The following is a 25,766-nucleotide window of genomic DNA, read 5'->3' as shown; positions in this document are numbered from 1 at the left end:
TATGCTTAGGCATTTTAAAATAATACAATAGTTGGCTAAAAAGCACCGGCATTTAATTTCTCTTCAAGGAAGTATTGTATTGGCAGGCAATATGACTGAGTACTTTCCAAACAAAAAACTCACGTAAACTATTGATTTTTAGATAGTTTAAAAGCACATTTGATATAATATAATAAGTATTATTCAATTTTTTATAGAAATATGAAAAATTTATACATAGCATTTATACTTAGTTATATCATATGCTTACTTAAAGACCAGCAAGTATGCGCTCAAGTTTATGCAAGGGCTCAATACGATATAACTACAAACAGCTTCACTAGGAATTCACCGGGCTTGAGTCTTATAAATAACTCTTTGCCAGGTGGAACTAAGCTGGAGGATGCCATCCATTTACAAAATGGCTCGTTAGGTTCCGACCAAGTTGGCTGCGAGGTCCCTCAGCCTTTTGCAGGAAGTGTAGCTCGTACCTATGCCTCTGTTGGCTGGACCGGCAGTTCAGGGCAGGATTATTCGATACAGTGGCGGGCGGCCGGTTCAGCTAACTGGAATACCATTTCACCCATTACAGGATCGCCGTATACAACCAGCAATTCCTATTCACTGACAGGCTTAACCAGCAATACTGCCTATGAATGGCAAGTACAGGGTATCTGCCCTGGATCTCCGGCAACGTACTCTACTTATTCTGCCCCACAAACATTCACAACACTTACCTGCCAATTACCAGTTAACCTCGCAACGAGCAGCGTGCGGTCAGCATCAGCCTATCTGATCTGGAATGCAGGCTATGATTCCGGGAATACGGTTGACCTTCGTTATCGGCCTGTAAATACGCCAACCTGGACGACCATCAGTTCGATCAACAGCACGACCTACGCGCTAACTGGCCTCGCAAATAATACCGAGTATGAATGGCAGTTACGTAGCATTTGCTCAGCCAACGAATCATCGGACTTTACGACTTCCAGTACGTTCACTACGTTCTGTCTCATCCCTGGTGGCTTAAGCAGTAATGCGGGCTCCACAATAGCATCGTTATACTGGGGATTTCAGGGATTCCCAGAGCCAGGAAGCACCTATGAATTACAATACCGGACCGTTGGTAGTCAGCAATGGACAACATTGACAGGGCCATCAGCATCTTCATACGGATCGCGTTCATTGACAGGCTTAATTAAGGATACCAACTACGAATGGCGTATACGACTGGTATGTTCACCTACTAGCCAGTCTGATTATTCGGCAATTGCTACGTTCAGAACGGGTTGCTTTGCTCCTGAATCTAACTCACTGCAAGTTCCTTACGTGTTCTCGTCATCAGCCCAACTCAGCTGGGGCGTTACTACAGATCCAGGTACAACCTTCGACATTCAATACCGGCCAACGGGAACTTCTGACTGGACTACTGTAAGCAATTTAACCGCTAACACCTCTAACGGCAGCTACACGTTAACCAACTTATCGAGTAATACAGCCTACGAATGGCAAATCAGGAGTGTATGTTCACCAACCGAGAGTACTTCATTTACACCGGGCCCTGCCTTCACAACTCGCTGCCCTACACCTTCTGCCCAGTATAGTGCCGCTCAGGTGAGTTCAATTATCCTCCAATGGACACAACCCGAAGCTGGGGCTACTTATGAAGTTCGCTACCGAACCGTAGGAGCCGCCAACTGGACAATTATCAGCAATTTAACTAGTACCAGCACAACACTATCTGGATTAGTCAGCAATACCGATTATGAATGGCAACTCAGAACGCTATGCGCGAACGGTTCAATAGCTGATTTCTCTACGGTTTATACCTTTCATACGGCTTCCTGCGGGGTACCATACGGCTTGCAGGTGAGCATCAACACCCATTCGGCCCGATTGTTCTGGTCATTTGCGAATGCCGACGCAGCCACTCGCTATGAGATCTGGTATCGATCGGTAGGATTTCCTACCTGGAGTGTACTGGGAAATCTTACCAGCACCAACGGTAATGGATATGTTGACCTGAGCGGTTTAGCTAACAACACAGCCTACGAATGGCAAATCAAGACAGTTTGTTCGGCAACGGAAAGTTCGGCTTTTGCTTCAGGGCCAACTTTCACGACAGGCTGCCCGATCCCTTCTTCCTTATACGAATCAAAACAGGTTAACACAGCAACCCTATACTGGAATTCTACCGGAATAGGGATCTCATATGATATGCGTTATCGTCAGGCAAACACCACCAATTGGACAACAATCAGTAATATAGCCAACCCCACTACGTCGATTTCGGGGCTGACGGGAAACACTACGTATGAGTGGCAGGTCCGAAGTCTTTGTAACGACAACATCAATTCTGACTTTTCGGCAATGGCCAATTTCACTACGTATGCCTGTCTGGCTCCTGCTCAGCTGGTCAACGCTATCACTACAACATCGGCCCGATTGAATTGGTACTATGGATTTGCCAATGCTAACACACGTTATGAAGCCCGTTACCGAGTTACGGGAACTACCAGTTGGGCAGTTCTCTCTAACCTTACCAGTACCAATGGCAGCGGCTACGTTGACCTAACAAATCTGTCTATCAATACCCAATATGAATGGCAGGTCAAGACCATTTGTACTGAAACAGAAAGTTCTGATTACTCAGCCATTACTACGTTCCAAACGCTCGCTCCCTGCTCCAGTATGTATACAGTAAAAGCAGGAGACTGGAGCGATCCCACCGTATGGTCGTGCGATCGAATCCCCATCAGTTCTGATACAGTACAGATAAAGCATGCGGTTACTCTACCCGTCAGCTATGTAGCTAACGCTCTTCAAATGCGTTTCGATTCGGGGCAGCAAGTACGCTACAGTGCTAATTCTAGTTTAAGAGTTGGGTTCTAAAACCAGTCATTCACTACGTAACTGCAAACATCTTAGCTAATAACCGAGATAAGGGTAATAAGCAAAAAACCAGCAGGGCTAACGGAAACGAAGCGAAAGCAGCTACCCAGGCCGCGTTCATAACAATTAAGGAGAGTACGCCCGCTCTAACGGCCAAACCAATATTCTGACCTATCGGCTCACGAACAGCCCGCCAGAGCGGAGGGAAAATGTAATAGCCAAATAGAATCAAAAAGGGAAAAGCGGTTCCAAGTTGCTGCCGTTGTTGCGCCAGTGCGGCTACGCAACCAATAACCAAAGCATACAGCAATCCAGCCGAACGTAGCGTAGTAACACTCCCGCCATGTACTTCCCCCCGGCTGATCATTGTAATGGCGGCTATATAAGCAATTGGCACCAGACCAACCCAAGCCCAAGGCAATACCTGTTCTGGAATAATGCTGACTCCCAGCAAGAGATTCAATCCTCGACACAGCCCCATATTAACAGGTCCTAACCAGTTATGATGTTTGCCGAAACGGTCATAAACTAGTGAAGCAACGGTAATCGCAATCGCCAGCAAACCCGCCGTTGGATTGACCAGAAAAGAAGCGCCAATGCCTACTGCCAGCAAACCAACCCCTAGGCCAATAGCCGCGTTTTTACTCACAGCTCCACTCGGAATAGCCCGCTCCGGACGCTCAACAGCATCGAGTTCGGCATCAAATACGTCATTGAAAACTACTCCTCCGCCATATAAGCCTACCGTTGCTAACGCCAGCAAGCCCACTGCCGCTGGTGGGGGATTCGGTATGAGAAAATAACCGGCAATGGCCATACCAGCTAATACGTCGGCGATGGCCGTAACCAGATTGGCTGGGCGAGTAAGCGAAAGCAGAGCTTTTACCATTATGCTGACGTTGAATGGGTTGCAGTAGCGCCACAACCCATTCAACTATTTAATTATCGTTGATTCTTTATCGACTCTTGGGGCCTGCCCACCGCGCAGAACAGAACTTCCATTATAACGCTGGCTTTGGTCGATGGATAGCGGCTGCGTCAGCTCTTCGAGACTAAGCTGACCACTCTGCGCAAATGCCGTAACCGCGTTGGTAAACGTAACAAGTCGAATCGCTTCGTCTGAAATGCCGTTTTGCTTCATCAACGCAGCGGTTTTCGGAACAGCCAGCGGATCGCTGATACCCCAGTCGGCAGCGGAGTTGATCATAATACGTTCAGGACCGTATTGCTTCACAATCTCCACCATACGCTCATTACCCATCTTGGTAAATGGATAAATGGTAAATCCAGCCCAGAATCCACGGTCCAGAACCTCGCGCACTGTTTCCTCATTATTGTGGTCAACAATCACCATACCAGGCTCCAGACCATGCTCCAGCGCAATATCCATACTGCGGCTGGTGCCCTGCTTTTTGTCGCGGTGGGGCGTATGAATCTGCACAGGCAAACCCGCTTCTTTAGCCAGATCCAGCTGAGCCCGATAATATTTTTCCTCAGCCGCCGTCTGATCATCGAACCCGATTTCACCGACGCCAACAACCCCTTCTTTATAGATGAATAATGGCAGAATTTCCATAACCTGTTCGGCTAGTTCTTCCTGATTGGCTTCTTTGGAATTCAAACCAATGGTACAATAATGCCGAATACCGAACTGAGAGGCTCTAAATCGCTCCCACCCTACCAGACTGGCAAAATAATCCCGAAACGAATCGACACCCGTACGAGGCTGGCCTAACCAAAAAGCCGGTTCAATCATAGCAACCACACCCGCATCGGCCATTGCCTGGTAATCGTCGGTGGTTCGGGAGGTCATGTGCACGTGCATATCGAAGAACGACATGCCACGAATAGAATCCATAAAATCCATGAGCAATTCTGTATTAAAGGCACTCTACTGAAAATAGAAGAATCGACGGGCAAAGTTCCGTAAAAATCCGGCTCTATCCGCAACGAATTTTTAGCCATATTTTAACCCACTCTTTACAAACCCTTACTTAGCACTTTCGTTTTATAAACAGATATAACATTTTCGTTGCGCGTCGTTATATACGTAGGACAATAGTCTGATTTTTGAAACACTCAACAAATACAAAGATGGTACGGCATCAACAGCCCCAAAAAAAGAAATGGGCCCTCTACTCTGCACTACTTCTAACGCTGGTGGTAGGATTTACGTCCTGCAAAGAGAATGCGATTAATAATTTGAGTCCCGCCGACAGCCCGGTTTACATCACGAATTATGATCGGTCGATTAACTTCAACCAGTATAAAACGTTTAGCTTACCCGACTCGGTCGTCATTGAGTCGAATACGGGGTATCAGCCATCGCTGGGGCCTATCGAAAGCCGGTTTGTAGCCAATGTGGCCAGTGCCTTCACCAGTCGTGGCTTTCAGCGAGTGAACCGTGGTCAGGCCGCTGATCTGGGTGTGGCAATTATTCGAGTCAACAACCTCTACACAGGTGTTGGCGTCGATCCCTATGGTTACTACGGCGGCTACTGGGGTGGCGGATTCGGTGGTTTGGGCGGCTACAACCCATACTACCCGAGTTACTACACGTATCAGGTAGCCGACCAGTACTGGGAAATTCAGGTAGTTGATCTGAAAAACCGACCGACCACCAGCCCCGGCACAGAAGCGCAGCTTAATGTGCTCTACAGCGCAACGATACGTGGTGCCGACGTAACAACCCAACAGGATGTAGACGCAGCCACTACGGCCATTTTTAATCAATCACCCTATTTACGGGCATCCAACTAAGCTATCATGAAATCGTTCATATCATTCATTAACCCAGGCTGGATTGCCCCAGGCAGGATTGCCTCGGGATTGATTGCCTTGCTATCATTTACTACGTCGGCCTGGGCACAGAGTAATCGTGAAGAATACGCCAACGTATTTGAATCGCCCTACCAACGCTACGTTACGTTCAACATTGCGGCCCGGTACGGTGTATCGATGCCACTTGGCGGTCAAAAAGGCTACATTGATAAAGTTTCGCCAACGAACTTTGCGCTGGAAGGCGAATGGCTTTTTCCGCAACGCTTTTCGCTCGGACTGAAAACGGGTTATCAATACACGCAGCAGAAGTTAGGACGGCAGGTATATAGTTATTCCGATGGCACGGCGGGACAGGATATTTCGGCCGTGCAAACCCGAACGCTATCCATTATCCCGGCTATGGCATCGCTCTCTTACTACTTCGCCGACAATGCAGCGGCTATCCGGCCTTACATTCAGTTTGCGGGAGGGGGCGCGTTTGTTGATTATACCAATTATTTCGGTACGCTGGCTGATCAGAAAACGGGCTTCAAAGGGGCTATTGCGCCAGCTATCGGCATTAAATATTACGGGCAGCGGGAAAACGGACTTGGTGCTGAAATCCAGGCTCAATATCAGAACGTATTTTTCAACTACGATATGCTGAAAAACAGTAGTCCGTCTCTGATGCTTTCCGCCGGTATTGTTTATCGGTGGTACTAAGGAGTTTTCAGTTTATAGTTTATAGTTGGCTGACGCGTCAGTAAATACCTAGCGTCAGCCAACTATAAACTATAAACTGAAAACTTACCCCAAAAGCTCCTCCAAATGGGTGGGCAAACTGCGTCCGGCAGCACGACGTTCGGCGGCATAATCGGCCAGCGTTTGCGCAAGTCGGGCGTTTTTTCGTTCGTGCAGACCAATGATCTGCGTTACGTCTTTATCAGTAAAAAATGCTTTCAGGATCAACTGATTCCAGGCGGCCTCATCGAAATAGTCGGCCGGATACGGATTATGAAGCATTATTGCCGACTGGACATCAGCGATGTTATTACGTATGCCTTCTGTTGCCTGAAAACGCCATGATTCAGGAAAGGCCAGCACCGGTAAAGACGAATAAAGTGCCACTAATTCATTCAGTTCACCCGCTTTAAACAGTTCAGAAATCGTTTTCACGTAATACGTCTGATCATCGATAGGCAACTGAAGCAACCACCACACCCGCGCCAGCCGATCGAGAGTCCAGTCTGTAACCGTAAAACCAGGACGTATGCGTTCTATGGCGAAAGCCATATCCGCCGGAACCTCAATCATACGCTTACCAACAAAGCGGGGCATGGCCGTAAAAACGCGATAAAAAACCGCCACCTGCGGATTCGCCTGAAACGCGTCGGCCTGTTGCCGGAGATAACTAACCGCCTTTTCGGAATCGGGTTGCTGTTCAATCAGGTAGAACAGCGTCTGGCTCATTTGCGCGATATTCATAGGACAAAAATATCATAAGGAAAATAGATTAGCCCATATATACTCATCTTTGTAACTTTACTAAAGCGCGAGCCTCGGCGTTGGTCCTAGTTTACCCGAAAATTGATGTAAACTCGGTTATCCTTTTCTACTATGAATCGATTAGACCGATATACCAAAGAAATCACCAAACTATGTGAAACACATAGGGTTAAACGACTCTATGCTTTTGGTTCGATCCTGACTGACAAATTCGACAACAACAGTGATATTGATTTAATTGTGGATTTCGCAGCCATTGACGTAGAAGATTACGCCGATAATTATTTTGATTTAAAATTTTCCCTGGAGGAGGTACTGCAGCGCCCCGTTGACTTATTAGAGGAAAAGGCCATAAAAAATCCCTATTTCAAACAAGCTGTTACCCAACAAAGGCAACTTGTATATGGCGAATGACGTAAAAGCCTGGCTTTACGATATCCTGAATGCCATTGAGGAAATTGAAAGCTTTTTTAGCGATACCCCCAAACAATTCATAACTTATCAAAAAGACTTGCGGACAAAACGTGCCGTAGAGCGTAATCTTGAAATTATTGGAGAGGCACTTAGTCGTATCTTAAAACACGATGAAACAATAGCTGTCACTAACTCAAGAAAAATAGTCGATACCCGAAACAGAATAATTCATGGTTATGACTCTGTTTCCGATGAAGTCATTTGGGGCGTTGTCATTCGCCACTTGCCCATTTTAAAATCGGAAGTGGAAGCCTTATTGAATCGGCCTGAATCAACATAACGCAGCCAATAGCCTATTGCTGCCGCTAAATTACTTCTTTGCCTTTGGGTGCGCCTGGTCGTAGGTTTTCTTGAGTTGCTCCAGGCTCGTATGCGTATAAACCTGCGTTGCCGCCAAACTACTGTGTCCCAGCAAATCTTTGATGGCATTCAGATCGGCACCCCGATTCAGTAGGTGCGTCGCAAAGGAATGCCGCAATACGTGCGGGCTCTTCTTTTCCAGCGTTGTTACTACGTTCAGATGACGCTTTACGATACGTTGAATTAGCACCGGGTAAGCCGCAATTCCTTTATCACTGACGATCAGATAGTTCGGATCGGCCTGCCCGGCAAAAAATTCGTCTTTTAGCTGGATGTATTGCTGAATAAGCTCAAACAATGGCTGCGTAAGGGGTACAATACGGTGTTTATTCCGCTTGCCTAAAACCGTAATATTCTTTTCGTAGAGATTGACATCGGTGATTTTCAGGCCAATCAGCTCACTCAGGCGAATGCCCGTCCCATACAGGAGTTCCAGCACAAGTTTGTCGCGAATGCCATCGAACGTATTTGGAAACTCAACGTCGTTCAACAGCGCTTCCATTGGCTTTTCTTCGACGTAAACCGGCAATTTCTTACTGGCTTTCAGTGCCTGTACTTTCGTCATTGGGTCAAATGGAATCACTTTCCGACGTAGCAAAAAATTGTAGTAGCTACGTAGCGTCGCAATTTTTCGATTCACCGACGTCTTATCCAACCCACTTTCCACCAAACTAACAATCCACGACCGAATCTGCCGATAGTCGGCCTTCTCGGGCTGATCGACGTTGCACTCAGTAGACAGAAACGTACCGAATTGCTCCATATCCTTGGCATAAGCCGTTACGGTATGATGACTTAGCCGTTTTTCGTAACGGATATACTGGAGAAAATCTGAACCGTCAAGAGCGCCTGAAGGAGGTTGCTGATTCATAAATGACACCTTGTTTGTATGACAAACTTACCGACTTTACCGAAACGAATCCGCAATTTTTGCGTAAAATGCTTCAGGCAGACAGCTACGTGTTAACAATTATTTATTCAATCGTTTACCGAAAGCTCTGCAAAAACTCGCAATTTCAACGTACCAATTCTGCTACTGACAATCGCGCTACGTAATGAAATTACTTCTATCTCTTCAACTACCTGTTATTTTTCTTTTCATTAATTGCTCATCGGCTATCCAGGCGCAGAACCTGCATCGACTCCCCATAAAAACAGTTCGGGATCTTCACGCTTTTTTCCAATGGGACACTAAGAAAACTCCCATCATTAGCGGGCACCGGGGCGGAATGGTAGCAGGTTTCCCGGAAAATTCGATTGCTACGTTCGAAAATACGCTAAAACATACGCCTGCTTTTTTTGAAATAGACCCTCGCCTGACCAAAGACAGTGTGATTGTTTTACTGCACGACGCTACGTTGGACCGTACCACAACCGGCACCGGAAAACTGTCTGATTATACTTGGACCGAGCTGAAAACGCTACGTCTGAAAGACGCAGCCGGGAACGTAACAACTTCCCGAATACCAACGCTGGACGAAGCCATTACGTGGGCACGTGGTAGAACAGTGCTGAATCTGGACCATAAAGACGTACCATTGGCTACGACAGCGGCTCTTATCAGGAAGCACAAGGCCGATGCCTTTGTGATGCTCACCGTCCATTCTCCCGCCGAAGCTCAGTTTTATCTAAGCACGAATCCTAACCTGATGTTTTCGACATTCGTTCGCAACCGACAGGAATGGGACGCCTATGAAAAAGCGGGTATTCCAGCCGCCAACATGATTGCGTATATCGGCCCCACGGTGAAGCCTGGAAATAAAGAATTATACACCTTGCTGAATGCCAGAGGTATTATGTGCATGATTTCGGCGGCCTCCACGTACGACAAAGCCAAAGACGCAGCCGAACGTTTTTCGGCGTATCGGTCTATCGTTGAGGACGGAGCGAGTATTATTGAATCTGACTACCCTATCGATGTAGCCGAAGCACTGAAAAGCCTGCCTTCTGCGTCGAATAAGTAAGTTCTCAAGGCTTCTCTATAAATATAAGCCTCTACGCTTAACCGGAAGGAGTAGTATTCAACCAGACTGGCATTTATTTATAGTACTCCTAACACATTGCCTACTCCATGAAAAGGGAACACAGGGCTTTAACAAAATTGCTCGTTGGACCAACGTAGCCATCGTTATTGTGGACCAGGGACACGTAAATTTATCTAAGTTTCAACTTTTAGCCTTTTGCTAGTCCCTGCTCTATGCCCAACTCTCAACAGCCAACCCGTCGTTTATTTTTAAAGAAAGCTACTCTTGGCGGACTGACTATCGGCTTAACGCCCATGTCTTGGCCCACTAAAACGCTGATAGAGCCGGGTAAACGCGTCGGTATTATTGGGTTGGATACATCCCATAGCGTAGCTTTCACCAAAGCCTTGAATGGGACTGGTTCAGACTATGCAGGGTACAAAATTGTTGCCGCCTATCCGTATGGCAGTAAGACCATCGAAAGCAGTGCCAAACGAATCCAGGACTATATCAACGAAGTAAAAAAACTGGATGTTGAGATCGTTGACTCAATTGATGACTTGCTGAAAAAAGTAGATGTCGTCCTGCTCGAAACAAACGACGGTCGGCTCCACTTCGATCAGGTTAAACAGGTTCTAAAAGCCAAAAAACGGGTTTTTATCGACAAACCAATTGCGGCTTCCCTAGACGACGTATTGGCTATTTTTGAGCTAGCCCGCTCGGCCAATATTCCTCTTTTCTCGGCTTCCTCACTACGCTATATTAAAGGGATGGAGCGGGTTGATAGAAAACAGGTCGTGGGCGCTGATACGTTTAGTCCGGCTGTGCTGGAAAAAACGCATCCCGACTTTTTCTGGTACGGCATACACGGCGTTGAAACACTCTATACCGCTATGGGAACCGGCTGCCAGCAGGTCGTTCGGGTCCATACCGACGGTACCGACGTAGTGGTTGGAACCTGGGCCGATGGACGTATTGGTACGTTCCGGGGAACGCGTACTGGCAAGCATGAATACGGTGGCACTGTTTATACGCAAACCGGCCCTGTTACACTAGGTCCTTACGAAGGCTACAATCCCTTATTGAAAGAAATCATTACGTATTTTGAAACGGGAAAAACGCCCGTCTCGCCCGACGAAACAATCGAAATTTTCGCTTTTATGGAAGCCGCCGACGAAAGCAAACGGCAGGGTGGCGCTGCTGTTACGCTGGCCAGTGTTCTGGAGAAAGCGAAACGGAAAAGCCGGTAGCTAACTTACTATTTCTGACATTCTTAAACCCTTCCTCTATTTATGGAAAACGATGGCACGGCTCATGCCAACGGCTCTCGCCGACATTTTATCAGACAGACTATTGCCGGTACGGTAGCCTTGTCAGTAGGAGGTGTTCTGCCCGGCTTTAGTGCCAGCAGTTACGGCCGTATTCTGGGATCTAATGAAAAAGTGCGGGTTGGTATGATGGGTGTAAATAGCCGTGGGCTGGCTCTGGCCAGCAATTTTGCCCTGCAACCAAACAGCGAGGTAATCTCGGTTTCAGATGTTGATCAACGGGCAGCCGACAAGTGTTTAAAAACGGTTGAAGGCCTCCAGCAAATGAAGCCTAAAAACGAACCGGATTTCCGGAATGCACTGGAAAACAAAGACCTGGATGCCTTAATCATTGCGGCCCCCGATCATTGGCACGCACCAGCCGCCCTTCTCGCGTCAAAAGCAGGCAAGCACGTGTACCTCGAGAAACCCTGTAGCCACAATCCACATGAGGGCGAACTGCTGGTAGCCGCCGTCAAAAAATACAAGAATGTTATCCAGATGGGTAACCAGCGCCGATCATGGCCCAACGTAGCGCAGGCAATTCGGGAGGTACAGAGTGGCGTAATTGGCCGACCGTATTTTGTAAAAGGATGGTATACTAATAATCGCGCTTCCATCGGCGTCGGTAAAGAAACAGCCGTTCCCGACTGGCTGAACTATGAGTTATGGCAGGGGCCAGCTCCGCGTCGGGCTTTTAAAGATAATCTCATTCACTACAACTGGCACTGGTTCTGGCATTGGGGCACCGGTGAAGCACTCAACAACGGAACGCACATGCTCGATCTGATGCGCTGGGGCTTAGGCGTCGACTTTCCCACCAAAGTAACCTCCACGGGCGGGCGCTATCGCTACAAAGACGATTGGGAAACACCCGATACGCAGGTCATCAGTCTGGAGTTTCCGAACAATACGTCGATGACCTGGGAAGGCCGCAGTTGCAATGGTCGTACTGTGGAAGGCAACAGCGTAGGCGTCATATTTTATGGTGAATCGGGCTCACTACTAATCGAGTCCGGCAATTCATATAAAGTCTTTGACCTGGACAATAAACTGGTTAAAGACGTTAAAAATGATCTTCAGATTGATCCTCGCAATCGGATGAATCCGTCGCAGGCGCTGGATGCCATTCACATTCAGAATTTTTTCGACAGCATCAAAAAAGGAACGCCACTGGCTTCTGATATTGATGGCGGTCATAAAAGCACGCTACTCTGCCAGTTAGGCAACATCGCACTGCGGTCGGGCGGTATGCTTAACATCGACCCATCGAACGGTCATATCAAAAATAACAAAGAAGCCGAAAAGCTCTGGAAACGGACGTATCAGCCAGGCTGGGAGCCAACCGTTTAATCGCCGATTTTATCAGCCATACCATGAGCTACATCAAGCTTAAAAACGGTACGCTCATTACTCCTTTCCGATCAGTTCGGGGCGGTACTGTTGTTATTCAGGATGGGATCATTGCCGGTGTACACGACCGGGATGTCGACGTACCGGATGCACTCGAACTGGACGTAAAAGGACGCTACATAGCGCCGGGCTTTATCGATATCCACGTTCATGGCGGTGGAGGTCACGATTTTATGGACGGCACCGATACCGCTTTCATAAAGATTGCCGAACTCCATGCTCAATACGGCACTACGTCGCTGGTACCGACCACGCTGACGGCCGAAAAAGACGACCTGCTCAAAACGCTCGACCACTACGAACGAGCTACCCGAAAAAATCGCCGGGGAGCCAATCTGCTGGGTATGCATCTCGAAGGACCTTATTTTGCGATGAGCCAGCGCGGTGCTCAGGACCCGCGCTACATCCGCAATCCTGACCCAGCTGAATATGAGGAAATTCTGGCTTATTCGTCATCCATTCTCCGGTGGAGCGCGGCTCCTGAACTGGAAGGGGCTGTTCCATTTGGCCGTCGCTTGCGCGATAAAGGCATTCTGGCCGCCATTGCCCATACCGACGCCGTCTATGATGAGGTGCTGGAGGCTTACGAGAATGGCTATACACTGGCGACTCATCTTTATTCGGCCATGTCGGGCGTAACCCGCCGGAACGCCTTTCGGTACGCAGGCGCTATTGAAAGCGCGCTGTTGCTCGACATGGATGTTGAACTTATTGCCGATGGCATTCATCTCCCTGCGCCCCTGCTAAAACTGGTTTACAAAATCAAAGGGGCCGACCGAATCGCGTTGATTACGGATGCCATGCGGGCAGCTGGTATGCCCGAAGGCCCTAGTATACTTGGCTCACTCAAAAACGGACTGCCTGTTCTGGTTGAAGATGGCGTAGCCAAACTCCCCGACCGATCGGCCTTTGCGGGGAGCGTCGCTACCGCCAATCAACTGGTGCGGAACATAGTACAACTGGCCGACGTATCGCTGCTCGATGCCGTTCGGATGGCCAGCACCACACCTGCCCGAATTATGGGCGTAGCATCGCGTAAAGGCTCACTCGTGGCAGGAAAAGACGCCGATCTGGTTGTGTTCGATGATGCGTTCACGGTCAGCACCACGATAGTTGGGGGAACTATTGTCTACAGCAGCCCGCAAACGGCCAGTACGCCCTAACGATTCAATCAGGAAGACTCGGCTTTTAAATACGTTTATGATTAGAAAAGACTTTTACAATGAAACCAGTAATTGAGCAAGTGGATGCCCTGGCAGTGCGCGTTTTTGAGAACCGACAGGATATGGGCACAGCCGCCGGTATAGACATTGCGGCCAAAATCAGAGAACTGTTGGCTAATCGGGAGGTCCTTCGGATTGTCTTTGCAGCCGCGCCGTCGCAAAATGAGATGCTGGCCTATTTAGCCAACGACGAAGCAATTGACTGGTCGCGCATCGACGTATTTCATATGGATGAATATGTCGGCCTACCTGCCGATGCACCGCAACGGTTCGGTCATTTTTTAACCGAGAAACTGTTTGGGAACGTATCGCCACGTACTGTCAACCTGATCGATGATTCGTTGGGCGCAGAGGAAGCCTGCAAGCAGTACAAACAACTGATCGAAGAAGCGCCAATTGATATGGTGTGTCTGGGTATCGGTGAAAATGGGCATCTGGCATTCAACGATCCGCCCGTAGCCGATTTTAATGATCCAGACGTAATTAAACGTGTTCAATTGGACACCATCTGTCGGCAACAACAGGTCAACGACGGCTGTTTCGCTACGTTCGACGATGTCCCCCAGGAAGCATTGACGCTAACTATTCCCACCTTATTAGCAGGCCAGCACCTGTTTTGCGTTGTTCCTGGAAAAACAAAACGCGAAGCGGTGAAAGCCATGCTCACCGGCCCGATTACAACGGAATGCCCGGCTTCTATTCTTCGTCAGCACCCCAACTGTACGTTGTATGTCGATCAGGACTCATACGGATCGTTAACGTAGTAGACTCTTTATTGCCGTTGCTTAACTGCTTCTGACTATGGTTACTACCGATACATTGGATAACAAGGCTGCCAGAACACCAAACACAACAGGACCGATCATCATCATAGGGATCATGTTTTTTGTGTTCGGCTTCGTTACGTGGATCAACTCAATCCTGATTCCTTATTTCAAGATCGCCTGCGAACTGACGCATTTTCAGTCCTATCTGGTTGCCTTCGCCTTCTACATCTCGTATCTGGTAATGTCGATGCCCGCATCGGTACTGCTGAAGAAAGTAGGGTTCAAGCGAGGTATGATGGTTGGTTTTTTCATCATGTCGCTGGGCGCACTGCTTTTTGTTCCGGCGGCATACACCCGCACGTATGGGCTGTTCCTGACGGGCTTGTTCACCATTGGTACCGGGCTGGCCATTCTGCAAACGGCATCAAATCCCTACGTAACGATTTTAGGCCCTATTGAGCGAGCTGCCCAACGAATCAGCATCATGGGCATCTGCAACAAAACCGCCGGTATTGTGGCTCCGCTGTTGTTTGCAGCCGTAATTCTGCGATCCTCCGACGCCGAGTTATTCAAGCAATTGCCCCAAATGACGGCTGAAGCACGTAGTGTGGCGCTCGACGAACTCATCCGCCGGGTTATGGTTCCCTACGCCTGCGTGAGTGCCGTCCTGTTCGGCCTGGGCTTATTTATTCGTTTTTCTTCACTACCCGAGATTGATACGGAACAGGAGAGTGCAGAAATCCTGATTGCGAATTCTGATAAAACCAGCGTAGTTCAGTTTCCGCATCTAGTGCTGGGCGCTCTGGCCATCTTCTTCCACGTCGGCTCGCAGGTTATTGCTATCGATACCGTTATCGGGTATGCCAGTTCAATGGGCGTTACGTTGCTGGAAGCGAAAGGGTTTCCCTCCTACATCCTGTTTGCTACGATCTGGGGCTACATTATCGGTATTATAACCATTCCCCGGTTTATCCGACAGGTCAACGCGCTACGTATCTGTACGCTTCTAGGCAGTTTGTTTAGCCTGGGAATTATTCTGGCACCCGGCACCATTACGCTATTTGGTCATACCATGCCCGTATCGTTCTGGTTTCTGGTAAGCTTAGGGTTGCCTAATTCGCTGATTTGGGCGGGTATCTGGCCACTGGCGATGGACCGGCTGGGACGCTTCACAAAAGCAGGCGCTTCGTTACTAATTATGGGACTATGCGGTAATGCCCTGATGCCGTTGGTGTACGGCTACTTTGCCGATAGTTTCTCACTCCGCGAGGCATACTGGGTTCTTCTCCCCTGTTATCTATACCTGCTCTTTTATGCTGTTTATGGCCACAAAATCAGGCAATGGTGATCATGATTTGGGTAGAAACAAAAAATCCGCAAGCCTGAGCCTGCGGATTTTCATAGTTCTGTTTCAGAAATCGCTGACTGCGCATTCAGCGATTATCGACTAGTACAGCCGAACATCATTGCCTACCACTGAGCCTATTGCTCGTTGTGGTTACCGTACATTCTTTCTTTGTAGGTAGCTTTGATAATCTCAGTACGGCGCTTTACCGACGGTTTTTGGAAAGCCGTCCGCGACCGCAACTGCCGCAACACGCCCGTTTTCTCAAACTTCTTTTTGAAGCGCTTGAGGGCTTTGTCGATCGACTCGTTGTCTTTTACGTTAACAATTAGCATGTTATAATATTCTGTTTTAGCTAAAACCGGACGGCAAAGGTAATAGATTTGCATCTATGAAACAAGCCATTATCGATTTAGGTACCAATACGTTCCACTTACTCATCGTTGAGAAGATCGATCAGTCGTATAAAACGTTATTCCGGGAAAGTCGGCCCGCTAAAATTGGGCAGGCCGGTATTAATCAGGGGATTATCACGGCAGAGGCTATCGAACGGGCCTTAACTGTATTGACTTACTTCCGGAAGGTTCTCGACGAGTTTGCTATCGCCCCGGAACAGGTGGCAGCCATCGGCACCAGCGCCATTCGGGTGGCCCGCAACCAACAGGAATTTATTGATCAGGTTCGGCAAGCAACGAGCGTTCAGATTCAGGTTATTTCGGGCGATACCGAAGCCGACTACATCTATAAAGGTGTTCGGATGGCCGGTACGCTAAACGACGCTACGTCGTTAATTATCGACATTGGTGGAGGGAGTGTTGAATTTATTCTCGGTAATCAGCAGCGTATTTATTGGAAACAAAGCTTCGAAATTGGTGGTCAGCGCCTACTCGAACGGTTCATGGCTACCGATCCAATTAGTCCGGGTAATAGGCGTCGGCTATACGATTATTTTCAGGAACAACTATTACCATTGGCCAACGCCATTCACCAGTACCAACCGAATGCGCTGGTTGGCTCGTCGGGTTCGTTCGATACGTTGGTCGATATGTGGTACATGCACGAATACAATCATCTGCCTGATCCGGAACAAACCGCTTTCACGCTTCCCGTTGAGGAGTTCTACCGGTCTTGTCAACTACTGGTTGGCAGGGATCATACAGAGCGAATGCAACTTCCCGGCATGATTGAATTACGGGTCGATATGATCGTTGTAGCCGTCTGTCTGATCGACTATATTCTCAAAACGTTTGGAATCTCAAGGATCAAAACATCGACCTATTCGCTGAAAGAAGGCGTATTGAGTAGCTTGCCATAAGGAGCTGCTTTTTAGATACGGTGGAGTTATTACGTCCACCGTACCTAAAACCTAACTCTTTGCCTGGGCCTGATTGCTAACAACCGGCCCGATTTAGCTAGTTACATGAAAGCCGAAACAAACGCTCGTTCATCGTATCAGAATCTTATTTACACGGCCCTGATTATTGCGGCCGTTGCTGTAGCATTGTCTTTTCCAGGACCATTTACTGAGATTAATGGCTTCCCGCTGAAGAAGCTCATTGTGCCTTTACTACAGATTATTATGCTTGGCATGGGAACAACCATGTCGATTAAGGATTTTGAAGGTGTTATTCAGCAGCCACGAGCTGTTTTTGTGGGGGTTGCCTGCCATTTTCTGATCATGCCATTGCTGGGTTTTACCCTGGCCACTACGTTCGATTTTCCGCCTGAAATTGCCGCTGGTGTGGTGCTGATCGGTTGTTCGCCCAGCGGGCTCGCATCGAACGTCATGTGCTTCATCGCCAAGGCCAACGTACCGCTTTCTATTACGGTAACGACGCTGTCGACGTTGATGGCACCTTTCCTGATGCCTGCCTTGATGAAGCTGCTGGCTGGTCAGTTCATTGAGATTTCGTTCCTGAAGATGATGGTCGAAATTATTGAGATCGTGATTTTACCCGTTGTTGTCGGGTTAATTCTGAATCGCATTTTCCATAAATCAGCCGTTATTATCAACAAAGTGATGCCGCTGATTTCTATGGCGGGCATTGTTCTGATCGTTGCCATCATTACCGCAGCCGGTCGCGATAGTCTGCTGACCGTTGGCTGGACACTGGCTTTCTGCGTTCTAATTCATAATCTGATGGGCTTCACGTTCGGCTATTGGTCGGCCCGACTGTTTGGCATGGACGAACAAAGCTGCCGCACCGTTGCCATTGAAGTTGGTCTGCAAAATGGCGGTCTGGCCTCTGGCATTGCTGTTCAACTGGGTAAGGTAGCTACTGTAGGTCTTGCTCCTGCCCTGTTTGGCCCGATCATGAATACAACCGGCTCGTTACTCGCTACGTACTGGAGTCAACACCCGCCTAAGGATGTTCCGGTGGTTGCTGAGCAGGAACCTGTCCAGTAGTTTATTCCGAAAACATACCTAAAAGCGTAGTGGAGCTACTGGCATCGCTACGCTTTTTTGTTGCTGGCTCGACTTACCTTTCCTACTAACTATCATAACTTTTAAGGCATATCCCTATCCTCAAAAATGAAATCGATCCACAGTTCGTATGATGCCCTAATTATTGGTTTTGGCAAAGGAGGAAAAACCCTGGCCGCTTATCTGGCCAATCAGGGCTGGACGGTAGCGCTGGTTGAACAATCTCCGCTTATGTATGGCGGTACCTGCATCAACATTGCCTGCATTCCTACCAAATTTCTTATCCACAATGGCGAACTGGGTAAGCCATACCCCGAATCAATTCAGGAAAAGGATCAGCTGACGGCTGCGCTCCGGCAACGCAATTTCAACATGGTTGACCAGTCGCCCAATGCCACAGTAATCACCGGTAAAGCCAGTTTCGTCTCTCCCCACCAGGTTTCCGTTCGACTTATCGATACCGACGAAGAAATAGTCATCGAAGCGGAGCGAATTTTCATCAACACCGGCGCCAAACCCATCATTCCGGTTATTCCAGGTATTGAGCAAAGCCAGCGTGTGTTTACCAGCACAACCCTTATCGATCAGCAGCAACTCCCCAGCGAGCTGGTCATTATTGGTGGCGGATACATTGCGCTGGAGTTCGCCACTATGTACGCGCAATACGGTGCTACGGTCACGATTCTGGATCGGTCAGCCCATTTCCTGCCTAATGAGGATCGGGATATGGCAGATGCCGTTTTGGCTACGCTGGTTGCCAAAGGCATTCGGATTGAACTGGGGGTAAGCGTAGATGAAATCATTCCTGGCGAAGGTCAACAGGATACGGTTCTCTTTCGGAGTCAGGAAGGCAATCAACAATCCATTCAGACCTCCGCCATACTGGTAGCTACGGGCAGACACCCCTACACAGAAGGATTGAACGTAGCAGCCGCCGGTGTGGAACTGGACGTCAAAGGATATATTCGGGTTAATGAACGTCTACAGACCAACGTTCCTCACATCTGGGCAATCGGGGATGTTAATGGCGGCCCTCAGTTTACCTACATATCGCTGGACGACTATCGTATCATTCGTAGTCAACTCTTCAACAGTAAACCCTATACACTGCTGGATCGAAACCTGGTTGCTTTCAGTTTGTTCACCAGTCCTCCTTTTTCTCATGTTGGGCTGCGTGAAGAGGAAGCTTTAGCCAAAGGGTATCGCATCAACGTAGCGACGCTACCGGCAGCTTCCATTACGCGCGCGCAGCTGTTAAAAGAACCCGCAGGGCTCTTAAAATGTATTGTCGATGCCGATACAGATCAAATTCTAGGGTGTACCCTGTTCTGTGCCGATTCCCATGAATTAATCAATCTGGTACAACTGGCCATGCGAGCCCGCTTCGATTATACGGTACTGCGGGATACCATTTACACGCACCCGACCATGAGTGAAGGCTTAAATGATTTGTTTGCCAGAGTGTCATAAGCCAGAAGGCAGCAAAAACAGAAGCGCGGGTTTAGGCCCGCGCTTCTGTCATTTCAATGATCTTGCAAACACTATTGCTTATCCCACCAAAGCGGAGTCGATAGCGGTACGTCAGCCGGTACGTTCTTGCCGTTTTTCGAGATTTCGCCGTTCGGATAGGCCACACGCCGAATAAAGGAAGTACCAAGCGCAGCATTGAGCGGCAACGTAAAGCCCTTGTACTTATAATCAAACCGCCGGGCGTCGTTCCAGGCTTCTGGATTTAAATACGTAGCGACATATTTTTCCTTGAAAATCAGATCAAGAGTCAAGGCATCAGCTCCTACACTGACCGCAGCATTAGCTACGTAAGCATCACGAGCGGCAGCCGCCACACCGAATTTATCCATGTTGGCCCGAATCCCGTTCAGATAAGCGGTATAGGCACGCGCTTTATCGCCCGACCGTAGGGCCGCTTCTGCTTCCACAAATCTCATTTCGGCATTAGTAACAATAAACAACGGCGATGCATCACCGGTCCAGGTCGAGTTGAGTGAAATATAGACTTCGTCTTTCACCGTGTTATTACCGCCCACATTACCCTGCCCATTGCGGGTACCGACATACGTACCGTTTACGGTTTTGTCGGTAATTTTTTCGATACGTGGATCGAATAGGCCATACGTAGTACCATTCAGTTGATTAACCAGTTGATTGGATAGCCAGCCATCGAGTACCAGGGCGGCATTATTACGAGCCACGGCAGCCCACGGACTACGTAGCAAATATGACGACATCTGGGCATCGTCGGTATTAGCCGTGTATGATTTCGATACAGCATCGAGTACATCGGCTGGTTTGTACGTACTTTTCTTCGACACCTTGTTCAGCATCCTGGCTTTCAGCGCGTTAGCTGTTTTGAGCCAGGCGGTATTGCTACCCTTGTGAATCAAATCGTTGGCGGCTGCCAGTTTTACTTTCGAGTCCGTTTTTGCCAGTTCGGTCACTGCTTCGTTGAGCAGGCCAAGAGCCGTTGTGTACAACGTTTCTTCTGAATCGTAGGTAGGCGTTAACGTAGTGCCCGTAAAGGCATCTGAGTATGGTCCCGACCCAAACGTATCGGCAATCAAATTAAGATGATACGCCAGCATCACATCGGCCACCCCAACGTAGTCGGTTGCCCCTTGCTCCTGCGCCTTCAGCTTCATGTCGCGCAGATCGGCCATGGCAAAATAGATGTAATCCCAGGTAGAGGTATAGTCTGTAATCTGATACGTATCGGTTTGGCCACCGGCACCAGGGCTGGCCAGATACTGCACAAAATAGGACGTAATGTTCCCCACCCGCTGCGAACTATAGGCTGTTTTCTGAGTTGTGGTCGACAGCAGCGAGTTCAGTGGTGGATTACTGATCAGGTTCGGATTATCTTTCATGTCGAAATAATCCTCCTTACAACCACCGGCGCCCATCAACAGAAGAGCGGCCGTGGCTAATGTGATATATTGAGTACGTAATTTCATAAGTCGTTTCAGGAATTAAAAGCCAGCGTTTATCGTAAACAGGAAACTCCGCACGGCAGGATAGGTAAAGCCCGTGAAGCCATCCACATTACTACCCGCACTGGTTGAACTGGTTTCTGGATCATAGCCACTGTATTTTGTCCAGAGAAGCAGGTTGTTGCCCGTTACGCTCAGCGACAGACTTCTGAAAAGCTTGTTTTTCAGAACCGAGGAAGGGACCGAGTACGACAAACTGGCTGACCGAAGCCGATACCACGATGCATCTTCAACAAAGTTTTCGGAAGATCCGCGATGTACGTTCCGGTAAAAACCGATACCATAGTCAACGCCATCAGGACCTTTGCCCTGACCAAGCCAAACTGGTTTGGTGTTTCGTGTTCCGTCGGCCAAAACACCATCGAATACAATAGTTTCGTTCCGGTTTTCGGATTCTTTAGAGATACCAAACGCTGAGAACCAGTTCGCCATCTGGTTATACCGATCCTGCCCTACGCGCGCATCGAACAACGCCGTGAACATGAAATTGCCGTAACGCAGCGTATTGTTCAGACCACCAATCCAGTCGGGTTGCGAGTTACCAATAATTTTCTGGGTCGTGTTGATAACTGGGAAACCATTCGCTCCGATTACAATAGGACGACTGCGGTCAAGCACGGGCGACGCATTGGCATCGGCTGCATTAGCATAATATCGCTGATAGGACCGGCCATACAGATTACCATAGGCATAACCTGGAACCAGTCGCATGGTTACGGTAGAGTTGGCATAACCCGACTGCGAGGCATAGTTAATCTCCGTTAAGCCTTCACGAATACTCAGAATTTTGTTTCGGTTAGCCGAGAAGTTCAGGTTTACATCCCAGCTGAACTTGTTCGTCTTAACCGGCGTACCACGCAGAATCAGTTCAACGCCCCGGTTACGCATAGAACCCGAATTGATAGCGGCATTCACATAACCCGTTGTTGAGGTTACGTCGACCCGAATAATCTGGTCTTTACTGAGCGAATTATAATACGTAAAATCAACACCCAGTCGGTTGTTCAGGAAGCCCATTTCTACGCCGGTTTCGAACGTATTAGTAAACTCAGGCCGTAGGCTCGGATCGCCCAGCAGAGAGCCGCGCGTAAACCCGGTTGTACCCGATGGCAATTGCTGATACGACGAATAGCCCGTAATAGTCGAGTAAGGGGCGGCATCCTTACCAATCTGTGCATACGAAGCCCGGAACTTACCCTGCGTAATGACTTCGGGTAGTTTAATGTGCTGCGAGAAGATATACGACAAACTGGCCGATGGATAGAAGAACGAGTTGTTCGGAGCCAGCAGCGACGACGTACGGTCATTACGTCCCGTCAGCGTCAGAAACAGATAGTCTTTCCAGTCGAGGGTCAGCTCTCCGAAAATACCCATCAGGTGATAGTCTTCACTATTCTGGCTTGGTACAACGGTACGGGCGTTCCGCAGGTCGAAATAATTATAAACCGATAATTCAGTTCCTTCTGCACCAAATTCCCGAACCCGGCGGTCGTACAGATCATGCCCTAACCGTAACGTAGTGTTCAGGTTGGCGCCAAATTTCTTGTTTGCACTGGCCGTAAACGTGGATGTAATGGCCCGGAAGCTGGAATTATATTGATACACAAACCCCAGCGCGTTGTCTCCAAACAAACGTTCTCCGGCAATACCCTGTGGGCCCGGAGCCGTTCTAAGCCGATTTTCGCTATACGTATCCAATCCTGCCCGATAGCTTAAGGATAACCAGGGCATCGGATTGTAGAGAAAAGTTAATCCACCCACAAGCCGGTTCACATTATCGCGGAGCTTGTTGGTCATGGCGCCATAAATGGGGTTATCATTACCGTAGGTTTTATACGTACCGTCGGCATTCAGGTAGTCGCGAATGTCCCAGCGGGGCGACCAATAGCTCAGGCTTTCGTTGAAACGGTCGGCGTTGTAGCGATCACCGCCTGAATTGATGTAGTTCAGCGACGAACCGATGCTGAACTGATTGCTGATCTTAGCGTTTGTATTGAGCCGCACCGACAACCGGTTGAAGTTGGTAAACGGAATCACCCCCTCGTGGCGCAGATGACCAATAGAAGTCAGGAACGTAAGCCGATCACTGCCGCCCGTAAACGACAGGTTATTCTGCCACTGCTGCCCCGTGTTGAATGCGTCTTTGTAAATGTTGTACAGTTTTTCGGGATGCGTCGGGTCGATTTTACGCGCTTCTTCTACGGTTGGCCCCCACGATGGGAAGAAATCCTGCGGGTTATAAACTCCCGAAAACCCAATCGTGTATTTATCCTGTGTTTCGGGGATTTTGTTAACATTCTCAAAACCATACGTACTGCTGAAGTTGGTACGGAACGAACCCGATTTTCCTGATTTGGTCGTAATAACGACCACACCATTCGCACCACGCAGACCGTAAAGGGCCGTAGCCGCGCCACCTTTCAGAATATTCATCGACTCAATATCGTCGGGGTTAATATCCGACGCCCGGTTCGACATACCGCGCAAACTAGCGCCCGAGTTCGCAGAGCCAACGGAGGTGCTGTTATCGAGCAGAATCCCATCAACAACAAATAAAGGCTGGTTATCGCGGCTGACGTCGAGCGAGTTAATTCCCCGAATCAAAATACGGGCACCCTGCCCCGGCGCTCCGCCTGTGCTGGTAATAGTTACCCCAGCCACTTTTCCCTGAAGGGCATTAACTAAGTTCGTTTGCCGGTTTTGTACAATCTCCGACGACGTAACGCCCTGGGTAGCATAGCCCAGATCTTTTTTCTGGCGGGTGATACCTAAGGCCGTTACAACAACCTCGTTAAGCATTTTGTTATCAGACTTGAGCGTTACGTCGATGCGGGTGCGACTTCCGATCGTAACCTCCTGACTTTCGTACCCAATATAACTGAATACCAATACTGTATTTCCCGAATTTGCCCGGAGTGTGTATTGGCCTTTTTCGTTGGTTTGCGTACCAACACTTGTTCCTTTCACCGATACGTTCACACCTGGCAATGCGGACGCATCTCCATCTGAAGAGACAGTACCGCTCACTTCAATCTGCTGCGCCCTTATGGCAGTAGAACAGAGAAGAAAGGCCAGTCCCAGATAAAGTCGTAACAGTTCCTTCATAGTTTGTTTAAGTAGAATTAGTAATTAAATATTAAAAATAACTTAAACAAAGATAGATAGCCCTTAAAATTCCGCAATACATACACATCAACAAATTATCTTTTGCCTATATACTTGCTACTATTTATACGGCTTGAAGTTCAGCCCAATACCACATGATCTGGTAAGTATAAATACGCAAACAAAAACTACTACGTACTGATCTACAAGCTAGTATAATCATAGCCAGAATAAATCATTACGCCATATTTACTTACTTAGTTACCGATTAAAATTTATTTGGGAAAGTATCTTTTTTGTGTAACCGTTAGCCACATAATTGCTTACCAGGGCCGTATTTGGTGATTATTAGTGGTAATCTGTTAGTTGTATCTTTCCGGGAAAGTCGATATTTGCGGCATGATCGAACATCACCTTAGCGTTCAGCGAACGGCTCGCTACTATACCATTGGAGAGCTGACCGATCAAACGCAGTATATCTGGTTTTGCCTGCATGGATTTGGGCAGTTAGCCCGGTTTTTCAGCCAAAAATTTACGGCGCTCAACGATGGCAAAACGTTTATCGTTGTACCGGAAGCATTATCCAGATTTTACCTAACGAACGACTATAAACGAATCGGCGCGTCCTGGCAAACGCGTGAAGACAGAGCGAATGAGGTTAATGACTTTATTACTTATTTAAACTCACTTTATACCCATATTCTGGCTCAAGTGCCATCTGCTTCGCTGCCCGTTACGTTGTTCGGCTTTTCGCAGGGCGCAGCTACGGCCTGTAGATGGTTAAATGATGGGCATATTCAAATTAGCCGATTGCTGCTTTGGGCAGGCTATTTTCCGGACGGGCTCAATGAACTGATCAACCCCGCTAAGCTTGCCGACATTGATGTTCATTACGTGTATGGCGACAAGGACGAATACCTGATCCAGCTAGAAAATCAGGACGAGTATATAGGTAAGTTGATGCTGGACGTACCAACGTTAACAATTACTACGTTCGCGGGAACCCATCGGGTAGAACCATCTGTACTATCCAAGCTTATTAAAGGCGAATGACTCCGTCTTTTTCACCTATCAATCTCTAACATAAACCTTATAGTCAATTTTATAACCAATTGTAAACTTTATATATATAATTACTTCTATTTTAACTTACTATAACCGTTTTACTTATAAATTTCGGGTAATTTTCAAGTCCTTACATCCACACGCAGATAGCTGAAGTATTTACTCAAATGGCCAAA

At 48.2% G+C, this 25,766-nt stretch carries 22 protein-coding genes; 15 read left to right on the top strand and 7 right to left on the bottom strand.

Annotated elements, in window-relative coordinates; translation table 11 throughout:
- Positions 1-357 precede the first annotated feature (357 nt).
- Positions 358-2,871 (top strand): fibronectin type III domain-containing protein, encoded by a 2,514-nt coding sequence (locus GK108_RS29975; protein ID WP_163955282.1) that lies wholly within the window; start codon positions 358-360, stop codon positions 2,869-2,871.
- Positions 2,872-2,884: 13 nt separating this feature from the next.
- Here GK108_RS29975 and eboC read toward each other — a convergent pair whose 3' ends face one another.
- Together eboC and GK108_RS29965 are read right to left on the bottom strand one after the other, a co-directional pair.
- Positions 2,885-3,760, bottom strand: a complete 876-nt coding sequence (gene eboC, locus GK108_RS29970) for a UbiA-like protein EboC (protein ID WP_163955281.1) — start codon at positions 3,758-3,760, stop codon at positions 2,885-2,887.
- Between the two features lie 45 nt (positions 3,761-3,805).
- On the bottom strand, positions 3,806-4,738 hold the full coding sequence (locus GK108_RS29965; RefSeq protein WP_163955280.1) for a TatD family hydrolase: 933 nt from the start codon (positions 4,736-4,738) through the stop codon (positions 3,806-3,808).
- A gap of 227 nt (positions 4,739-4,965) precedes the next feature.
- Between GK108_RS29965 and GK108_RS29960 the strand changes: the two genes are divergently transcribed.
- Both GK108_RS29960 and GK108_RS29955 read left to right on the top strand, forming a co-directional pair.
- A complete protein-coding gene (locus GK108_RS29960; protein WP_163955279.1) occupies positions 4,966-5,631 on the top strand; it encodes a DUF4136 domain-containing protein in 666 nt (221 codons plus the stop codon).
- A gap of 6 nt (positions 5,632-5,637) precedes the next feature.
- Positions 5,638-6,354, top strand: coding sequence for a hypothetical protein (locus GK108_RS29955; protein ID WP_163955278.1), 717 nt, complete (start codon positions 5,638-5,640; stop codon positions 6,352-6,354).
- A gap of 84 nt (positions 6,355-6,438) precedes the next feature.
- Here GK108_RS29955 and GK108_RS29950 read toward each other — a convergent pair whose 3' ends face one another.
- Positions 6,439-7,116, bottom strand: coding sequence for an EboA domain-containing protein (locus GK108_RS29950; RefSeq protein ID WP_163955277.1), 678 nt, complete (start codon positions 7,114-7,116; stop codon positions 6,439-6,441).
- A 132-nt stretch (positions 7,117-7,248) separates the two neighbouring features.
- Between GK108_RS29950 and GK108_RS29945 the strand changes: the two genes are divergently transcribed.
- Both GK108_RS29945 and GK108_RS29940 read left to right on the top strand, forming a co-directional pair.
- Complete coding sequence (locus tag GK108_RS29945; RefSeq protein WP_163955276.1) at positions 7,249-7,551, top strand: nucleotidyltransferase family protein; 303 nt, start codon at positions 7,249-7,251, stop codon at positions 7,549-7,551.
- A complete protein-coding gene (locus GK108_RS29940) occupies positions 7,541-7,891 on the top strand; it encodes a HepT-like ribonuclease domain-containing protein (protein WP_163955275.1) in 351 nt (116 codons plus the stop codon). Before GK108_RS29945 ends, GK108_RS29940 begins: the two co-directional genes overlap by 11 nt.
- A gap of 30 nt (positions 7,892-7,921) precedes the next feature.
- Here GK108_RS29940 and GK108_RS29935 read toward each other — a convergent pair whose 3' ends face one another.
- Positions 7,922-8,842: a tyrosine-type recombinase/integrase gene (locus GK108_RS29935; protein WP_163955274.1), complete on the bottom strand. Its 921-nt coding sequence runs from the start codon at positions 8,840-8,842 to the stop codon at positions 7,922-7,924.
- Positions 8,843-9,026: 184 nt separating this feature from the next.
- On the opposite strand from GK108_RS29935, the gene GK108_RS29930 reads away from it, so the two are divergent.
- The 6 genes from GK108_RS29930 (at position 9,027) to GK108_RS29905 (ending at position 15,993) form a co-directional block, all read left to right on the top strand.
- A complete protein-coding gene (locus tag GK108_RS29930) occupies positions 9,027-9,935 on the top strand; it encodes a glycerophosphodiester phosphodiesterase family protein (protein ID WP_163955273.1) in 909 nt (302 codons plus the stop codon).
- 233 nt (positions 9,936-10,168) lie between these two features.
- Positions 10,169-11,185 carry a Gfo/Idh/MocA family protein gene (locus GK108_RS29925; RefSeq protein WP_163955272.1) on the top strand — a complete coding sequence of 339 codons (1,017 nt, stop codon included), beginning with the start codon at positions 10,169-10,171 and terminating at the stop codon, positions 11,183-11,185.
- Positions 11,186-11,227: 42 nt separating this feature from the next.
- Positions 11,228-12,595 (top strand): Gfo/Idh/MocA family protein, encoded by a 1,368-nt coding sequence (locus GK108_RS29920; protein ID WP_163955271.1) that lies wholly within the window; start codon positions 11,228-11,230, stop codon positions 12,593-12,595.
- 23 nt (positions 12,596-12,618) lie between these two features.
- Complete coding sequence (gene nagA, locus GK108_RS29915; RefSeq protein ID WP_163955270.1) at positions 12,619-13,818, top strand: N-acetylglucosamine-6-phosphate deacetylase; 1,200 nt, start codon at positions 12,619-12,621, stop codon at positions 13,816-13,818.
- Positions 13,819-13,877: 59 nt separating this feature from the next.
- Positions 13,878-14,642, top strand: coding sequence for a glucosamine-6-phosphate deaminase (locus GK108_RS29910; RefSeq protein WP_163955269.1), 765 nt, complete (start codon positions 13,878-13,880; stop codon positions 14,640-14,642).
- 37 nt (positions 14,643-14,679) lie between these two features.
- Positions 14,680-15,993: a sugar MFS transporter gene (locus tag GK108_RS29905; RefSeq protein WP_163955268.1), complete on the top strand. Its 1,314-nt coding sequence runs from the start codon at positions 14,680-14,682 to the stop codon at positions 15,991-15,993.
- A gap of 134 nt (positions 15,994-16,127) precedes the next feature.
- Here GK108_RS29905 and rpsU read toward each other — a convergent pair whose 3' ends face one another.
- Positions 16,128-16,325 carry a 30S ribosomal protein S21 gene (gene rpsU, locus GK108_RS29900; RefSeq protein ID WP_163955267.1) on the bottom strand — a complete coding sequence of 66 codons (198 nt, stop codon included), beginning with the start codon at positions 16,323-16,325 and terminating at the stop codon, positions 16,128-16,130.
- A 56-nt stretch (positions 16,326-16,381) separates the two neighbouring features.
- Here rpsU and GK108_RS29895 point away from each other — a divergent pair, with 56 nt between their 5' ends.
- The 3 genes from GK108_RS29895 (at position 16,382) to GK108_RS29885 (ending at position 19,885) form a co-directional block, all read left to right on the top strand.
- Positions 16,382-17,305: a Ppx/GppA phosphatase family protein gene (locus GK108_RS29895; protein WP_163955266.1), complete on the top strand. Its 924-nt coding sequence runs from the start codon at positions 16,382-16,384 to the stop codon at positions 17,303-17,305.
- 105 nt (positions 17,306-17,410) lie between these two features.
- Complete coding sequence (locus GK108_RS29890) at positions 17,411-18,397, top strand: bile acid:sodium symporter family protein (protein ID WP_163955265.1); 987 nt, start codon at positions 17,411-17,413, stop codon at positions 18,395-18,397.
- A 126-nt stretch (positions 18,398-18,523) separates the two neighbouring features.
- Positions 18,524-19,885, top strand: a complete 1,362-nt coding sequence (locus GK108_RS29885) for an FAD-dependent oxidoreductase (RefSeq protein ID WP_163955264.1) — start codon at positions 18,524-18,526, stop codon at positions 19,883-19,885.
- Between the two features lie 71 nt (positions 19,886-19,956).
- Here the strand turns inward: GK108_RS29885 and GK108_RS29880 are convergent, their stop codons facing one another.
- Together GK108_RS29880 and GK108_RS29875 are read right to left on the bottom strand one after the other, a co-directional pair.
- A complete protein-coding gene (locus tag GK108_RS29880; protein ID WP_163955263.1) occupies positions 19,957-21,384 on the bottom strand; it encodes a SusD/RagB family nutrient-binding outer membrane lipoprotein in 1,428 nt (475 codons plus the stop codon).
- 15 nt (positions 21,385-21,399) lie between these two features.
- Complete coding sequence (locus GK108_RS29875; protein WP_163955262.1) at positions 21,400-24,525, bottom strand: SusC/RagA family TonB-linked outer membrane protein; 3,126 nt, start codon at positions 24,523-24,525, stop codon at positions 21,400-21,402.
- A gap of 399 nt (positions 24,526-24,924) precedes the next feature.
- Here GK108_RS29875 and GK108_RS29870 point away from each other — a divergent pair, with 399 nt between their 5' ends.
- Positions 24,925-25,578 carry an alpha/beta hydrolase gene (locus GK108_RS29870; protein WP_163955261.1) on the top strand — a complete coding sequence of 218 codons (654 nt, stop codon included), beginning with the start codon at positions 24,925-24,927 and terminating at the stop codon, positions 25,576-25,578.
- Positions 25,579-25,766 lie beyond the last annotated feature (188 nt).

The organism is Spirosoma terrae (assembly GCF_010435915.1).
Classification (GTDB): Bacteria; Bacteroidota; Bacteroidia; order Cytophagales; family Spirosomataceae; genus Spirosoma; species Spirosoma terrae.
This window is presented reverse-complemented; position numbering and strand designations above follow the sequence as displayed.

What these genes read in the sequence shown, in the direction of transcription:
- GK108_RS29890 (WP_163955265.1), top strand. Translation starts at nt 17,411, where the DNA reads ATGAAAGCCGAAACAAACGCTCGTTCATCGTATCAGAATCTTATTTAC.
- GK108_RS29925 (WP_163955272.1), top strand. Translation starts at nt 10,169, where the DNA reads ATGCCCAACTCTCAACAGCCAACCCGTCGTTTATTTTTAAAGAAAGCT.
- GK108_RS29960 (WP_163955279.1), top strand. Translation starts at nt 4,966, where the DNA reads ATGGTACGGCATCAACAGCCCCAAAAAAAGAAATGGGCCCTCTACTCT.
- GK108_RS29930 (WP_163955273.1), top strand. Translation starts at nt 9,027, where the DNA reads ATGAAATTACTTCTATCTCTTCAACTACCTGTTATTTTTCTTTTCATT.
- eboC (WP_163955281.1), bottom strand. Translation starts at nt 3,760, where the DNA reads ATGGTAAAAGCTCTGCTTTCGCTTACTCGCCCAGCCAATCTGGTTACG.
- GK108_RS29870 (WP_163955261.1), top strand. Translation starts at nt 24,925, where the DNA reads ATGATCGAACATCACCTTAGCGTTCAGCGAACGGCTCGCTACTATACC.
- GK108_RS29950 (WP_163955277.1), bottom strand. Translation starts at nt 7,116, where the DNA reads ATGAATATCGCGCAAATGAGCCAGACGCTGTTCTACCTGATTGAACAG.
- GK108_RS29905 (WP_163955268.1), top strand. Translation starts at nt 14,680, where the DNA reads ATGGTTACTACCGATACATTGGATAACAAGGCTGCCAGAACACCAAAC.
- GK108_RS29885 (WP_163955264.1), top strand. Translation starts at nt 18,524, where the DNA reads ATGAAATCGATCCACAGTTCGTATGATGCCCTAATTATTGGTTTTGGC.
- nagA (WP_163955270.1), top strand. Translation starts at nt 12,619, where the DNA reads ATGAGCTACATCAAGCTTAAAAACGGTACGCTCATTACTCCTTTCCGA.
- GK108_RS29935 (WP_163955274.1), bottom strand. Translation starts at nt 8,842, where the DNA reads ATGAATCAGCAACCTCCTTCAGGCGCTCTTGACGGTTCAGATTTTCTC.
- GK108_RS29965 (WP_163955280.1), bottom strand. Translation starts at nt 4,738, where the DNA reads ATGGATTTTATGGATTCTATTCGTGGCATGTCGTTCTTCGATATGCAC.
- GK108_RS29940 (WP_163955275.1), top strand. Translation starts at nt 7,541, where the DNA reads ATGGCGAATGACGTAAAAGCCTGGCTTTACGATATCCTGAATGCCATT.
- GK108_RS29955 (WP_163955278.1), top strand. Translation starts at nt 5,638, where the DNA reads ATGAAATCGTTCATATCATTCATTAACCCAGGCTGGATTGCCCCAGGC.
- GK108_RS29895 (WP_163955266.1), top strand. Translation starts at nt 16,382, where the DNA reads ATGAAACAAGCCATTATCGATTTAGGTACCAATACGTTCCACTTACTC.
- GK108_RS29880 (WP_163955263.1), bottom strand. Translation starts at nt 21,384, where the DNA reads ATGAAATTACGTACTCAATATATCACATTAGCCACGGCCGCTCTTCTG.
- rpsU (WP_163955267.1), bottom strand. Translation starts at nt 16,325, where the DNA reads ATGCTAATTGTTAACGTAAAAGACAACGAGTCGATCGACAAAGCCCTC.
- GK108_RS29945 (WP_163955276.1), top strand. Translation starts at nt 7,249, where the DNA reads ATGAATCGATTAGACCGATATACCAAAGAAATCACCAAACTATGTGAA.
- GK108_RS29875 (WP_163955262.1), bottom strand. Translation starts at nt 24,525, where the DNA reads ATGAAGGAACTGTTACGACTTTATCTGGGACTGGCCTTTCTTCTCTGT.
- GK108_RS29910 (WP_163955269.1), top strand. Translation starts at nt 13,878, where the DNA reads ATGAAACCAGTAATTGAGCAAGTGGATGCCCTGGCAGTGCGCGTTTTT.
- GK108_RS29920 (WP_163955271.1), top strand. Translation starts at nt 11,228, where the DNA reads ATGGAAAACGATGGCACGGCTCATGCCAACGGCTCTCGCCGACATTTT.